The sequence below is a fragment of the Chryseobacterium sp. 7 genome (assembly GCF_003663845.1).
In the GTDB taxonomy this organism is placed as follows: Bacteria; Bacteroidota; Bacteroidia; order Flavobacteriales; family Weeksellaceae; genus Chryseobacterium.
The window spans coordinates 4,498,828-4,513,458 of record NZ_RCCA01000001.1; the positions used below are offsets into that span (position 1 = coordinate 4,498,828).

A 14,631-nucleotide genomic window follows, 5' to 3' on the forward strand; every position below is an offset into this window, starting at 1 on the left:
GGAATTACTGTGGAATGGCTTTGAGGTTTTCGACAATTTCAGCAATTGCTTGTTCTTTTGTTGGTGGTCTATAGCCCGTTTTCACCTCGCTAATTATCTTGCTGATGTCGTTTGGTTTTTTGGTTTTCGGGTTCCGGGAATCACCATTAGTCTGAAGCTCGAATCTGTCTGCCCAAAACTTATTAAAAAACGTAGCGCCCTGATAATCTTCCTTAAAGAACTCTCGTAGCGACCCAATCAAACACCCTATATCACGCTGATTCTTACCATGTAGCACTATACGAGTTTCAGGAACAGTATCTACAAAAAAATGCTGTAAAAATATTTCTTTCGTACAGGATTCATCGATAAATCCTTTTGCATCAAGATTATAATGCAATTTTTCGATAAAATCAAACTTCAATCCAAAAACCGTTTGTCGTACAGCATTAAACGAAGGAGTCGGAACTGTTGAAACTGCAAAATTTGAAAAACCAAGATATTGAGAAAATTCATTTTCTATCATTGTCAGAACTTGCTGGTATAACAAATTTATTTTTTCGGTGAACAAATAAACATCATCTTTAGTTTCTGAGTTTGTATGTAAAAACTCGTTATTATATATGATGGATTCCTGTAATTTATTGATAATGTCGTTGAAAACTTTATTCTTGCTGATTGGGTCAATTTCTAAATCATCTATGAGGTTTTTAAATAACTCGTAGCAGTCTATCATTAAATCATTCTGTGAGATACTGTATGAAAATGGCTCAATCTCATATATTGGTAAGTCTACACACCATTCATTTATTTTTTGTTCTATATCATCCGCAGAATCATTAAAAGTATTTGGAAATTCAGCCAGCAATGATTGTTGCCAGTCAAAATCCTCAAATTCTCCTCTTGTTCCAATGACTTTGATATCCTGATTTAGTTCTTTAATTATATTATTAAGAACAATAATTTTTCCATTATCATTTAGATTTTCGTACTTTAGATTGTACTGTTCGGGGATGAAATCTTTAATATATCCGTATTCCAGATATAAATTTTGCTCAATTAGGTTTTTAATACCTTCAAAACCCCCTTTTCCAATCTCACGCATTATTTTGTCGTAAGATTTGATATCACATGTGCTAATATTTTTCATTTATGCTAATTTACTGAAAGCATCGTCTACAATATCATTCTCAAAATCTTTCAGGTAGGAGTTTGTGACAGCAACAGAGGAATGCCCCATAATCTGACTGATTACATCGGCTGAAACATTATTGAATTTTAAATGTGTAGCAAAGGAATGACGGCTTACATAGCTAGTCAAAGATTCGTCAATTCCTGTTTGCTCTGCTATGAATTTCAGATTGATGTTAAAGATTTTTAAACACCGTCTGTATCTTCCAAACAGTTGTTTTTCTGTAAGGTCGTTCTTTAGGATAACAGGAAAGATATATTTTACCGGTTCTGGTTTTACATAGCTTCTGTAATACTCTAGTATCTCTAGTGCTTCTGCTCGTAAAGGAACGTTAAAATCCCGACCTGTTTTGCTTCTCGTATAATACAGACGGTTATCTTTTATGTTATCCCATTCTAAAAATGCCATATCTTTAAAGTTCATTCCGCCAACGTAGTAAGAAAACAGAAACATTTTATAGGTATTGGTGTATTTTGGAAATTCTCCACAATCAAAAGTTTTGAACATGGCAAACTGCTCTTCGCTCAATGCTATTTTTCTAGCTTTTTGTTTTAACTGTTTCTGAATACTGTAACTTTTAAACGGATAATGTTCTTTTTTTGCATAGCCTGAATTGATTGCAAAGTTGTACAATGTCCGTAAATCAATCATTTTTATTTTGATACTGGAGTTTTTGCAGGTTTTAGCCAAAAAAGTTTCGTATCTGACCAGATATTCAAAATCAATATCTTTAAATCTAAGGTCTTTGTTTTTCTCAAATTTGAAAAGAGAAGTCATGGAATCTTTAATTGTTTTTGCATAGTTAAAATTACCTGCTTCATTCAATGTATCAATTCTCTGCTGAAATAAATCTTTTACAGAAATAGACTTTATTTTGTTGTCTTCGGTGTAGTTCCTGAATCTCGTATCAATATCACTCAAAGTATAATCTACCTCCTCTGCTTCCAAATCAACAATAACCTCATGAAGACGGGTATCTAGTTTTTCAGAGATTCGTTAATTTCACGGGCTTTGCCGTGAGAAGATTTCACTTTCTTGTTTTTGGTGTCCCATTGGTTCTCCTGTACAGAAAACGGTGTAGTAATCACTTTAGATTTAGTTCCGTGATAAATTTTAAAAATGATGGGTAGGCTTCCGTCTGCTTTAGGTTTGTTGCGGAGCATGAGTTGTATTGTTGCCATAGGTCAAGTTACAGGTCAAGTTGAAAGGTCAAAATTAGTAAAAAGATGTCAATAGAAAAAATGTTTATAGTTTATAAACACCATAAATCCAGTATATTTGTAAACAAAAGTAAAACAAAGAAAATACCGTGACCACTTACTGTTAATCAGAGGGTCGCTGGTTCGAGCCCAGCAGGAGGAGCCAAAAAAGACTTACATTTCTGTAAGTCTTTTTTTATTTCTGAATCATAAAGAAATAATCCAGGAATGCTACTCTTTTCATTGCTTATTAATCCTCTGATTCTTATTCATTAAGCATTAAAATTTCTCATCCAATTTTAATGAATGCGTATATAATTTTCGCTACATTTGCCGTTTTATACTATAGAATAAAAATATTTTATTTTTTTACCTATTTTTTTAATAAACTGCATGCTTTTTGTTTATGCTAATTGCCTGAAGAAACGAATGATGTTAAACAATAACTCCCAAAAACACTATCTTTTATTTTTTTTTCTGATTCTCTCCAGTTCCGTATGTGCTCAAAACCGGGTCAGCGGTAGGATAGTTGACGAAAAAAGCAATAAGGAGCTCAATAATGTTGATATTTTTATCAACAATGATAAAACACCTTCCCTGACGACCACTTCAGGAAGCTTCGCTATACAGTCAGACAGCATCATTCATCAGTTAAAATTTTCCAGAAAAAGCTATACTACGGAAACGCTTGACATTACTCCCGAAAATGCTGAGAATATTTTTGTGCAGCTATCACAGGCTAAAGTAAGTGACATCCAGGAAATTGTCCTTCAAAGCGGTAAGACAAAATACAAGAATAAGAAAGAAAACCCCGCTTATGCCATTATGCAGAAAGTATGGGCACATAAAAGAAATAACGGACTAGAAAAATTCGATACTTATTCCTACAAAGAATATGAAAAGACCCAGTTTGATCTTAATAACATAGACAGCACGTTTATGAAGAAAAAGATTTTCAATAAACTGGATTTCATTTTCGATTATGCTGATTCTACAGCAAGCGGAAGATTGGGGCTTCCCATTTTCCTGAATGAGGCCGTTTATGAAAATTATGGTAAAAACAAACCCGACAAGGACAGCAAAAGAACTTTAGTTGCTCAAAAAACATCTGGTTTTCAGGACAATCAGGTTATTACCGTTTCTGCTAAAAACTTATACCGTGATATTAACATCTATGATAACACTCTGAATTATTTCGATATCGGTTTTCAAAGCCCTGTAGGAAGTGATGGTTTCAGCACTTATGATTACAGTTTGATGGATACTATTACTATTCGTGGCGAAAAGGCCTTCCAGATCAGGTACCAGCCTAAAAGAAAAGACATCCTTGCATTCCAGGGAAATCTCTATATAGATACTGATACGTATGCCGTTTTAGGCGCAACATTAAAATCAACACAGAAAATAAATGTTAACTTCGTCAACAGTGTCTATACCCAAGTGGAATATGACAACCCTGATGATCAAACATTCCTTCCTAAAAAACTGGTTACCGAGTTTGAGATGAGTCCTTTCTCAAAGAAAAAGGGATCAAAAAGTATCATCGCCAAAAGATCGGTAGATTATTCCGATTATCAGTTCAACAAACCTCTTGATCCGAAAGTATTCAAACGTACCGAAGAAGAATACGAGGACAAGTTTACCAATAAAGACGATGCATATTGGGTAAAAGCCAGACCTGACACACTATCCAAATCAGAGCAGGGAGTTTATAACATGCTTGACCAGCTTCAGCAGACCCCAAAATTCAACCGAATGGTAAAACTGTTTGAAACACTCGGTTCACGCTATTATAATGCATTTAAAGGAATTGATATAGGTCCTATATTTTCAATCTACGGAAGAAATGAGGTAGAAGGCGACAGAATAAGATTAGGAGCAAGAACTTATTTCGGATTGAATGATACCTGGAGAGCTCAGTTTTATACCGCTTACGGTTTTAAAGATCAACAGTTTAAATATGGTGTAGAAGCAAGATATATGTTCAATAAGCTTAACCGCTTTATGATTGGGGCTGCAACCAGCAGAGATATCGTTCAGCTTGGCGGGCAGCTTACCTCCGGAGACGGGGTTACTCCACAATCTTCATCTACCAGTACCTTTTTTGCAAGAGGAGAAAATATTTCTTTAAGCTCTGTAAACAAAACAAGCGTTTTTGCAGCTATTGAACCCTGGAAAAACTTTCAGATAAGAGTAGACGGGGTAATGCAGAGTATTCACTCCGCTATTCCGGAGAAATTCAACCTGATGTATTATAAGGATGGACAGCTGAGAAAAACAGTGAATGATTCCCACGTTACCATCAGCTTAATTGCAAAACCGGGAGCTAAATTCTCACAAACCGGAATTGACCGTTATCAGGCCCGAAACCTGGCTCCTACTATCGTTTTAAGATATACAAGAGGTATTGAAGGATTATTTAATGCAGATTTCAACTATGATAAGCTGCAGTTTATGCTTAATAAGCCATTCCTGATTGGAAGCATGGGTAAATTAGTGGTTAATCTTGAAGCAGGGAAGAATTTCAGTACGGTTCCTTTGGCATTGCAGAATATTATTCCCGCCAACCTTTCCTATGGTTTGGTTCCGAATACATTTTCCCAGCTTAACTATTACGAATTTGTAGCCGATGCATATGCTACACTTCAGCTGGAGCATCATTTTAACGGAAAAATACTTTCTTATATTCCTTTGATTAAAAAACTAAAGCTTAGAGAGGTTGCATTCATCAGAGGAGCTTATGGTACATTAAGTGATGCTTCCAAGGCAATTAATGTGGAAGGATTCAGATATTCTGCACCAAGTGATCAGATCTACTTTGAATACGGATTCGGTATTGAAAATATAGGAATCGGAAATCTTAGAATTTTCAGGGTTGATTTCAACTGGAGAGGAAATTATCTGGATAGACCGGATATCTCAAAATTCGGAGTTAAGGCAGGATTCCAGGTAGGATTCTAAAAAATATAAACTAAAACAGGTTCGGCGGCTTCTTTGAAGCCGCCGAATTTTTATTTTTCAGCTTTATAAATCAGGTACTGTTAAAAGCATTCGCATCCTTCTACATCAAGCAGACAGCGCATTTTCTGTTCCTTTGTCAGTCCACAAAATACATTACATGATGTAATAGGTTTTGACGGACACCACACTTCACCTCCGTTAATACTTCTCAGACTGTTCTTTGTTAATTTTCTTAAATTTTTCATGATTATAGTTAGCTTTATTTTATTACGGACAAATATATAAATATTTCACTACTACAAGATATTATTTAGCTTTTTTAACTTAAAATAAAAACTGAACATATCTAAATATTCAGTTTTATATGAAATCTCAAAGAAATCTAAGGTTTCTATTATTCAAAGCATTCTGTACAAGGCTGAGAAAGCATACAGTGTGATTTCTGCCATGGAGACCATCTGCACCACTCATCACAGGACTGAAACATAGAAGGACAGGCCGCTGCCACTCCTCCGGTTACTTCTTTTAAATTCTTTCTGCTTAATTTTCTTACGTTTTTCATAGTTATTTTGTTTTAATATCGGCCTACTCTGTATGCTTTTCGGCTTTCGCAACTGATTCATAATTGAACAGTAAACAAATATAAATATATTTCACAAAGAAATGAATAAATCTAAATTAAAGAATAAAAAAACCTCAGCAAAAACTGAGGTTTTAATTTTTATAAAACGCTTTTAATTATGCGTTTGGTTCTACAGATACGAAAGATCTGTTGTTTGCTTTCTTTCTGAAAACAACTTTACCATCTACTAATGCAAACAAAGTGTGGTCTTTACCGATTCCCACGTTATCACCTGGGTGGTGCTGAGTACCTCTTTGTCTAACAATAATATTTCCGGCAATAGCTGCTTGTCCTCCGAAAATCTTCACACCTAATCTTTTAGAGTGAGACTCTCTACCGTTCTTGGAACTACCGACTCCTTTCTTGTGTGCCATTTTATTACTGGATTATTTATTAAGTGCTTTAAATTGATCAATATTCTTGATGATAGCAGCATCTACTTCTTCATGTGTAAGAATATTTTTTTCTAATTCCACTTTAACTGCTTTACCTAAAGTAATTAAAGTTTCTCTGTTCTCTTTAGACTGAGACAAGTTGTTTTTCTTTAAGTGGTAGTTCAACTCGTGATCTTCACCAAAGTTAACAGTTGCGTTGTCTGAAAGAACTTCACCTTTCACAGTTTCTTTTTTAGCAGTAGCTTTTTTAGCTCCACCTTCAAAACCAGTAATACCAGTGATTACGATTTGAGTTAAAGATTGTCTGTGACCGTTTTTCACTTTGTAACCTTTTCTTCTTTTCTTTTTGAAAACGATTACTTTATCAGCTTTAACGTGGTCAAGGATCTCTGCTTCTACAGTGATTCCGTTTACAGCTGGGGCGCCAACAGTGATTGAACCGTTTACAGTAAGAAGAACTTTATCGAAAGAAACTTTTCCTCCTTTATCTCCTTTTAAACGGTTTACAAACAACTTCTGGTCTTGCTCAACTTTGTATTGAAGCCCTGCTATTTCTACAATTGCAAACATTGTTTATAAATTTTTAGTTATTTCGAGGTGCAAATATACATATAAATTTCTAATTAGCTTACAATCAAAGCAATGTTTTTTCAAATAAAATCCTATTCACTATGTTTTGAATAATTTTTTGCAATAATGTACTCACACTTAAGAGATAATTTATTACCTTCGTTTTACCAAATTGAATTTATATATGAAAAGAAACTTTAATCTCTGCTTATTAGCAGGTGCCATTGCTGTTACATCCCTTACAGCATGTAGTGAAGACCAAATGGACAACAGTGTTCAACCTCAGCAGGAAACACTTAATGCCAAAATTGACCAACCTGGAGATCTTGAAAAAAACTGCTCTTATGTAGACAACAACTGGAGCAACAGTTCTGTTTTAGTGACCGGACTTCAAAACTCCACAGACACCAATTTTATGAATGCACAAATGACTAAAATTGCAAGCATGTGGGGAAGAAGCAACCCTCTTCTGCGATTTGTGAATGATCCTAGCAATTTTAATTCCACCTATAATGCCATCTCATATGGTAATGGAAGAATTTATTACGGGTATGCGATCTATTATGATGCAAAGGCAAAAGGCGGTGATATTGTGAACGCAATGATCCTTGCTCATGAGTATGGACATCAGCTGCAGTATATTTTCGGGCTTCCTTCAGTAAGCGAAAATACAGCAAGACCCAACGAGCTTGAAGCAGACGGATTCGCAGGATACTATCTGAGAAGACCAAACGGTTACAACAAAACCAATTTCTCTGAAATTGCAGCCGCTTACGAGTTTGCGCAAAGCATTGGAGATTATCAGACCACTAATCCCGGACACCACGGAACACCTGCACAGAGAAGATCTGCAGTTCGTTTAGGATTCCTTTTAGGACAGTACGACCTTAACGCTTCAAATTTCGATTACAACTTCTTCTATTATTATCAGGGAGTATTAAACGGAACTTATAAGATGGCTAAGAACAAAGTAAATCCTGAAATTGACGCCTACATGAGCCAATATATTGATGAGCTGAGAAAAATTCAGTCTGGAGAAATTTCTGCAGAAGAGTTTAAACATCTTCAATAAAAAAGAACATTCATTTTTAGCATATTTAAGAAAGGAGGCGGGCAGTATGTACCGCCCCTTTTTTATTTAGGATCAGGCAGACCATTTATATTTTATCAAATCAATTTCTTTGTATTTTTGAAAACATAAAAAAGAATATTCAAATAACAATAATGAACAGAGATCTCTACATTGATTTCGCCAAAGGACTGGCCACACTTTCCATCATATTTATCCATACAGCTTTCTGGTCTGGACAGTTTTACATTCCCGCTGAAGTAAGAGTTTTCTCTCTTGTTTTTGATGTCGCTCTCTTTTATGCACTCAGTGGTATTACTTCCGGAGCCAATATTGAAAAAACATTGTACCGTCTTCTGAAGCTGCAGATCACTTATATGATTTTTGTAACCTTCCTGTTCTTTTTAGATTACTTCTTTAAAGTATTCGGACTCACCTTCTTTTCCATGGAATGGCTCCAGAGTTTTTATTCAACATTTGGATCTAAATATTCTACTACCAGCATTTCAACCTATCCTCAATGGGAAAACCTGGGAAACTGGTATCTTCATCAGTACACCAACGCTGATACTTTCCCGGTGGTAATGGGAAGTTTCTGGTACCTTAAAGTCTATTATATTCTTACTATTTTCGGAGTGCTTATCTTAAGATTTTTCCCAAGACATATTAATTGGTTCATTGGACTTTGCATTGCTTTAACTCTATTATTCAACATCTTCCCGGAATATTATCCGGCAGGACAGGTGGGGTATGTTGCTTTTTATCTTGCGGTATTTTTAATCGGTCACACAATGCGAGGAAAAAAGATTCCCACCAAAGTAATTCCTGTATTATATGGACTTGTAGGAGCTGCGCTTATATGGATGTTCTGGTATTACGGAGGAGATATCTTTTATAAAATCAATAAAAATAAATTCCCGCCGAAAGTCCCTTACATCATCTGGGCGCTATTCTCTTTGGTAACCTTATTCGTTCTTTATAACCGATTGAAAATCACAAAAGAAAACTTCATCACTTATATTGGAAAGAATGCCATATTCTTCTACTTTGCACAGGGAATCAGTTCTTCACTGGTTTATTTTCTGGTTGTTCCATTAAAAGAAAATATGCCGTGGTGGCTGCTGATGGTCATTATCTATGGGATTAATATCGTGCTAGCCTTCATTATTTCTGCAGGATTGAAAAAGGTAGATACTTCAGGCTGGAAGATTCTGGAATTCCTAAGAAGAAAGACCGCATCTTAGCACTTTAATGATCAAATTGAAATAAAGTCACATTTCTTACCTCAATTTGTTTAAATTTACAAAAATTTTACAACATGTTTAAGTTGAAACTACCCACCGATCCAAGGTGGGCAAATATTGCAGAAGGAAACATTGGAGAAATTTTAACGGATCATGCCTGGTGCGAGCAAAAAGCTGCTACCAATGCCATAGGACTAATTACAATGCTTCCGGAATATCCTGAGATTGTGACCGAACTTCTTGCCATTGCACAGGAAGAACTGGATCACTTCAACCAGGTTCACGAGATCATTAAGAAAAGAGGTTTTACTTTTGGAAGAGCAAGAAAGGATGATTATGTGAATGAACTGGCTAAGTTTATCATACAGGGAACAAGAGAAGACCTCATCGTAGACAAAATGCTTTTTGCTGCCATGATTGAAGCCAGAAGCTGTGAAAGATTCAAGGTTCTTACCGAAAACATCAAAGACGAAGAACTTAAAGTTTTCTACAAAGAACTTATGATTTCCGAAGCTAATCATTACACTACTTTTATAGGATTTGCAAGACAGCTGGGAGATCCGGAAAAAGTAAACAAACGCTGGGAAGAATGGCTAGAATATGAGGCCAATATTATTAAATCCTACGGAAATAAAGAAACCATACACGGTTAAAATAAAATAGTAAAGAATATAGATTAATTTACCTTGAAGAAGCCAAGCTTTGAAAATATCGCCAACTTATTCCTGAAAAACTTTTTCCAGGGATTGGTTATCATTGGACCTATTGGCCTTACCATTTTTGTGATCTGGTATATTGTAAGTGCAATTGACAATCTTGTTCCCTCACTTGCCAAGCAGATTCCGGGGCTTGTTTTTGTATCTATTATTCTGTTTACCGCTATTTTAGGATATCTGGGAAATAAATTCGTGGTTGGAAGATTCTTTTTCGACACGATGGACAGCTTACTGGAGAAAACTCCGGGGGTAAAACATATTTACACCCCCACAAAAGACGTAATGTCTTCATTTGTGGGCGACAAGAAAAAATTCAACGATCCTGTATGGGTAAAAACCAATGAGAATCCGGAAATCTGGAGAATCGGCTTTTTAACTCAAAAAGAAATGTCGGACGTTGACAAGCATAATTACGTTGCGGTATATCTTCCCCACTCGTACGCCATCTCGGGCTGGGTAATTGTTACTGAAGAAAAAAACATCAAACCTGTAGTGGGAATGACAGCGGCTTCTGCCATGAAGTTTGCAGTAAGCGGCGGTGTAGCCGGATTCCATTCTGATGAAAATATATTTAAGGCTCCGGAATAATCCCCTTTTCCGTCTTAATTATACATTGATGAATTTTGAAAAATTATTTTCAAGCACATTTTCTTTACAAACAATTTAAAACATACTTAACTCATGAATTTACCGTACGCGGAACCTTTCCGCATTAAAATGGTGGAAGAAATCTATCAATCCACCAGAGAAGAAAGAGAGCAATGGCTTAAAGAAGCTAATTATAACCTTTTCAACTTAAGATCTTCGCATGTTTATATCGACCTGCTTACCGATTCCGGAACCGGAGCAATGTCTGACAGGCAATGGTCTGCTTTGATGACCGGAGACGAAAGCTATGCCGGATCACGTTCTTTCGAGCAATTACAGCAAACCGTTGAAAGAATTACAGGATTTAAATATTTATTGCCAACACATCAGGGAAGAGCTGCAGAAAATGTTCTTTTCTCAGTACTGGTAAAAGAAGGTGACGTAGTTCCGGGGAACTCACATTTTGACACCACAAAAGGACACATCGAAATCAGAAAGGCACATGCTATTGACTGTACAATAGACGAAGCTTTTGATATTAATGATCTTCATCCTTTCAAAGGAAATATCAACCTTGAAAAACTGGAAGAAGTTTATAAAAGCCATCCTAAAGAAAATATCCCTTTCTGTTTAATTACCATTACCTGTAACTCTTCAGGAGGACAGCCCGTTTCTTTGGAAAATATGAAAGCTGTAAAAGCTCTTTCTGATCAATATGGAATCCCTGTATTTTTCGATTCTGCCAGATTTGCAGAGAATGCTTACTTTATCAAAAAAAGAGAAGCCGGACAGGAAAACAGAAGCATTAAAGAGATCTGCAAAGAGATTTTCTCTTACGGAGACGGAATGACAATGAGTTCTAAAAAAGATGGTTTAGTAAACATTGGTGGATTCATTGCGTTAAATAACGAAGAAGTTTTCAGAAAAGCATCCAACTTTACCATCATTTATGAAGGATTCATTACTTACGGAGGAATGGCCGGCAGAGACATGGCTGCACTGGCAGTAGGTCTTGACGAAGCTACTGAATTTGCCTATCTTGAAAGCAGAATTTCTCAGGTAGAATATCTTGGAAATAAACTGATTGAATATGGAATCCCTGTTCAGAAACCGATCGGGGGACACGCTGTATTCATTGACTCTTTAAACTTCCTTCCAAATGTTTCCCGTGAAGAATATCCGGCGCAGACATTAGGATTGGAAATTTACAAAGAGGCAGGAATCAGAACTGTAGAAATCGGGACTTTACTGGCAGACAGAGATCCTGCTACAAGAGAAAACCGATACCCGAAATTAGAATTGGTACGTTTGGCCATTCCTAGAAGAACCTACACCAATAACCACATGGATTATATTGCTGCTGCTATTAAAAACGTATATGAAAGACGTGACGAAATAGCAAAAGGATATAAGATCACCTGGGAACCGGAAATCTTAAGACACTTTACTGTTCAGCTTGAAAAAGCTTAATCATAAAACCGGAATTTTTTCCGGTTTTTTTATGCATTAAAGTTTAGAAATTCATGATAAAAAACAATCCTATCTTTTCACGTAACGAACTTAAAACCATTTAAGTATTACAAATAAATATATTTTATAGATAAACATAAATCAATCATATTTTTTTATCATAAAGTATGTATTATGTTTTTCATTCTATTTTTTACAAAACTCAAATCAAATTAATTCATTTTTTGAAATAGTGAATGTTTTTAATTTTAATTTTGTATCCATCTAAAGGAGATAAAAAATACTTAAAAAACCAACCTGAAAAACACGTTATTCCGAAAATGAAGAAAATTGCTGTCGTGGGCGCCGGTATTTCCGGCTTAAGCATGGCGAATTACTTAGAAAAATACAAGATTGATTATCACATTTACGAAAGGAGAAACAAGAAAGATCTGGCAGGCCATGGCTTTCTCATTCCGAAAGAAGGAATGGATTATCTTTATCAAATCATCGACCCTGATCTCCTTCTCAAAAATGGAAATTTTTTAAAGAAGTATACCCAATATTCCCATACAGGAAAGATTCTGGCAGAAAAGAATCTGGACTATGTTTTTGCTATTTCAAGACATTCATTAATTGATCTGTTAGCACAAAACATTTCTCCGGAAAAGATCACCTACGAAGAAACCATCATTCCCGATGAGCAGCAGAGCGGAAAACTAAAACTTTCCAATGGAACTGAGATAGATGCAGACATCGCTGTGATCTCTGATGGTTCCAGAAGCAGAATCAGAAAACACCTTTTTGAGAATGAAATCATGAATATGGTAAGGGAAAGCGAAGTAGTGAACATCATTCAAAATAAAGAAATCGCACATACTATTGAAAACGATTTTATGAAGTTTCATCATGAAGATGGCGGTCTCACTTTCGGGATTCTTAAGCTTTCTGATGATACAATTCTCTGGTATTCGCAGTTTGACAACCAAAAATACATGATCAATGAATGTTCACCAGAGAACTTAAGGAAATACATGCTTGAAGTTTTTGAACACTGGTATCCTTTAGTTCCGCAAATCATAGAAAAATCAGACTATAAAAATGTACATTTATGGAATGTTTATGAACTGGAACAACTGAATCCATTTTATAAAGATAACTTCGTATTCATAGGAGATGCAGCCCATCCGTTAATTCCATTTACAAGCCAGGGGGTTACCTCAGCACTGAAAGATTCATTCTCATTAACGAAATATTTAGTTGAAGAAGACACTACACAACAGGCATTCGGTAAATATGAGATCGAGAGAAAACCTGAAATAGAAGTTCACATTCAGAATGGAAGAACATTACTTAACCAGTTTCTACTTCCACTCAATCAACAAACAGAAAATATTATCCCCATATCCTATAAATAAATATGTTCACCAATAACGATATCAACTTTGAAGCACTGAAAAGAAAAGCCTACAACGGAAGATGGGCAACACTGGAAGACGGAATTATCCCTCTTACGGCCGCTGATCCGGATTTCAGAACTGCACCTGAAATAGAACAGGGCATTATTGAATACCTGAAAGACGGCTACCTCAGCTATGGCCCATTCTCAGGACTTCCCGAGTTTAAGAAAAGTGTTGCAGATCATTTTAATCAGGAAAAACATGGAAGTTTCATTCCTGAAAATGTTCTGGCTGTCAATAGTGCCGCCCAGGGAATGTTCCTGATTGCATCGTATGTCCTCCAGCCCGGTGATGAAGCCATCATTCTGGATCCTGTAGATTTTCTTTTTAAAAAATCCGTAGAGACTGCAGGTGGAAAAGTAATGCTATGCCCTGTTGATACAACAACGGGAGAAATTGATTTTGAAAAAATGGTTTCCTTAATCAATCCCAAAACCAAACTTATAAGCATCTGCAATCCGCACAATCCGCTTGGAAAGGTTTACTCCAAAGAAGTTTTGATAAAAGTATCAGAAATAGCATCGGCTCATAATCTTTGGGTGATGAGTGATGAAATCTGGAGTGATATTATTTATGACCAAAAAGAGTTTTACACTTATTCTTCTGTTTCAGAGAAGGCGAAGAGAAAAAGTTTTACCGTGTATGGCTTTTCAAAATCATTTGGAATAGCGGGGTTGAGAATTGGCGCAGTACTGTGTAATGATCAGGAAATTCTTGAAGATTTTACAGAAAAATCTAATTTCAACTCCACCATAGAAGGCGTTTCTACTTTGTCACAGATTGCCGGAAGTGTAGCGCTGGAAAAGGCTAAGCCTTGGTATAAAGAGTTTCTAGCTCATTTGCAGAATAACAGAGACCTTACTTTTAGGTTATTAAACCGTTCAGAAATTGTAACACCCAACCTCCCTGAAGCCACTTTTGTGCTGTTTCCAAAGATTGAAAACGGAATGACTAGTGATGAATTTGCTCAGCATGTCCTAAAACAAGGAAAGGTAGCGATTGTACCGGGTTCGGAAAGATGGTTCGGAAAAGGAGCTGAAGGACATATCAGAATTTGCTTTTCTACTTCGCAGGAAATTTTAGAAGAAGGAATTAACCGACTCATTACAAGTTTTTTGCATTAATATTTTTCATTGAATTTGAAAATTAAATTATTATTTTTCTCAAATAAGTGAAATTTAAATAAA

15 protein-coding genes are annotated in these 14,631 nt (G+C 35.8%); 8 read left to right on the forward strand and 7 right to left on the reverse strand.

The features are described from left to right. Nucleotides 1-4: 4 nt before the first annotated feature. Genes CLU97_RS20600 through CLU97_RS20610 form a run of 3 tightly spaced genes read right to left on the reverse strand, consistent with a single transcriptional unit; the run spans nt 5 to nt 2,352 of the window. Nucleotides 5-1,129 carry a hypothetical protein gene (locus CLU97_RS20600; RefSeq protein ID WP_121489586.1) on the reverse strand — a complete coding sequence of 375 codons (1,125 nt, stop codon included), beginning with the start codon at nt 1,127-1,129 and terminating at the stop codon, nt 5-7. After that, on the reverse strand, nt 1,130-2,119 hold the full coding sequence (locus CLU97_RS20605) for a tyrosine-type recombinase/integrase (RefSeq protein ID WP_121489587.1): 990 nt from the start codon (nt 2,117-2,119) through the stop codon (nt 1,130-1,132). A 29-nt stretch (nt 2,120-2,148) separates the two neighbouring features. Further along, complete coding sequence (locus tag CLU97_RS20610) at nt 2,149-2,352, reverse strand: Arm DNA-binding domain-containing protein (RefSeq protein WP_121489588.1); 204 nt, start codon at nt 2,350-2,352, stop codon at nt 2,149-2,151. Nucleotides 2,353-2,799: 447 nt separating this feature from the next. Here CLU97_RS20610 and CLU97_RS20615 point away from each other — a divergent pair, with 447 nt between their 5' ends. Then, on the forward strand, nt 2,800-5,331 hold the full coding sequence (locus tag CLU97_RS20615; RefSeq protein ID WP_228437827.1) for a DUF5686 family protein: 2,532 nt from the start codon (nt 2,800-2,802) through the stop codon (nt 5,329-5,331). An 80-nt stretch (nt 5,332-5,411) separates the two neighbouring features. Here the strand turns inward: CLU97_RS20615 and CLU97_RS23820 are convergent, their stop codons facing one another. From CLU97_RS23820 to rplU, 4 genes are all read right to left on the reverse strand, one after another. Then, the gene (locus tag CLU97_RS23820) at nt 5,412-5,576 is read right to left on the reverse strand and encodes a bacteriocin-like protein (protein WP_183084623.1); all 165 of its coding nucleotides are present in this window, start codon (nt 5,574-5,576) and stop codon (nt 5,412-5,414) included. 149 nt (nt 5,577-5,725) lie between these two features. Continuing rightward, nucleotides 5,726-5,893: a bacteriocin-like protein gene (locus CLU97_RS23825; protein WP_183084624.1), complete on the reverse strand. Its 168-nt coding sequence runs from the start codon at nt 5,891-5,893 to the stop codon at nt 5,726-5,728. Nucleotides 5,894-6,069: 176 nt separating this feature from the next. Further along, nucleotides 6,070-6,327 carry a 50S ribosomal protein L27 gene (gene rpmA / locus CLU97_RS20620; protein ID WP_027372929.1) on the reverse strand — a complete coding sequence of 86 codons (258 nt, stop codon included), beginning with the start codon at nt 6,325-6,327 and terminating at the stop codon, nt 6,070-6,072. 12 nt (nt 6,328-6,339) lie between these two features. After that, nucleotides 6,340-6,918, reverse strand: a complete 579-nt coding sequence (gene rplU, locus CLU97_RS20625) for a 50S ribosomal protein L21 (RefSeq protein WP_121489590.1) — start codon at nt 6,916-6,918, stop codon at nt 6,340-6,342. A gap of 184 nt (nt 6,919-7,102) precedes the next feature. Between rplU and CLU97_RS20630 the strand changes: the two genes are divergently transcribed. The 7 genes from CLU97_RS20630 to CLU97_RS20660 all read left to right on the forward strand — a co-directional run bounded on the left by CLU97_RS20630 (nt 7,103) and on the right by CLU97_RS20660 (nt 14,568). Further along, nucleotides 7,103-7,990, forward strand: a complete 888-nt coding sequence (locus tag CLU97_RS20630) for a metalloprotease (RefSeq protein ID WP_121489591.1) — start codon at nt 7,103-7,105, stop codon at nt 7,988-7,990. A 152-nt stretch (nt 7,991-8,142) separates the two neighbouring features. After that, entirely contained in the window at nt 8,143-9,231 is a 1,089-nt protein-coding gene (locus tag CLU97_RS20635) for an acyltransferase family protein (RefSeq protein WP_121489592.1), read from the forward strand. Nucleotides 9,232-9,305: 74 nt separating this feature from the next. After that, nucleotides 9,306-9,884, forward strand: a complete 579-nt coding sequence (locus tag CLU97_RS20640; protein ID WP_121489593.1) for a tRNA-(ms[2]io[6]A)-hydroxylase — start codon at nt 9,306-9,308, stop codon at nt 9,882-9,884. 33 nt (nt 9,885-9,917) lie between these two features. Then, a complete protein-coding gene (locus CLU97_RS20645; protein WP_047377240.1) occupies nt 9,918-10,535 on the forward strand; it encodes a DUF502 domain-containing protein in 618 nt (205 codons plus the stop codon). Nucleotides 10,536-10,628: 93 nt separating this feature from the next. Further along, a complete protein-coding gene (locus CLU97_RS20650) occupies nt 10,629-12,005 on the forward strand; it encodes a tryptophanase (RefSeq protein WP_121489594.1) in 1,377 nt (458 codons plus the stop codon). Between the two features lie 320 nt (nt 12,006-12,325). Next, entirely contained in the window at nt 12,326-13,402 is a 1,077-nt protein-coding gene (locus CLU97_RS20655; RefSeq protein WP_121489805.1) for an FAD-dependent monooxygenase, read from the forward strand. A gap of 2 nt (nt 13,403-13,404) precedes the next feature. After that, nucleotides 13,405-14,568, forward strand: a complete 1,164-nt coding sequence (locus tag CLU97_RS20660; RefSeq protein WP_121489595.1) for a pyridoxal phosphate-dependent aminotransferase — start codon at nt 13,405-13,407, stop codon at nt 14,566-14,568. Nucleotides 14,569-14,631: the final 63 nt, after the last annotated feature.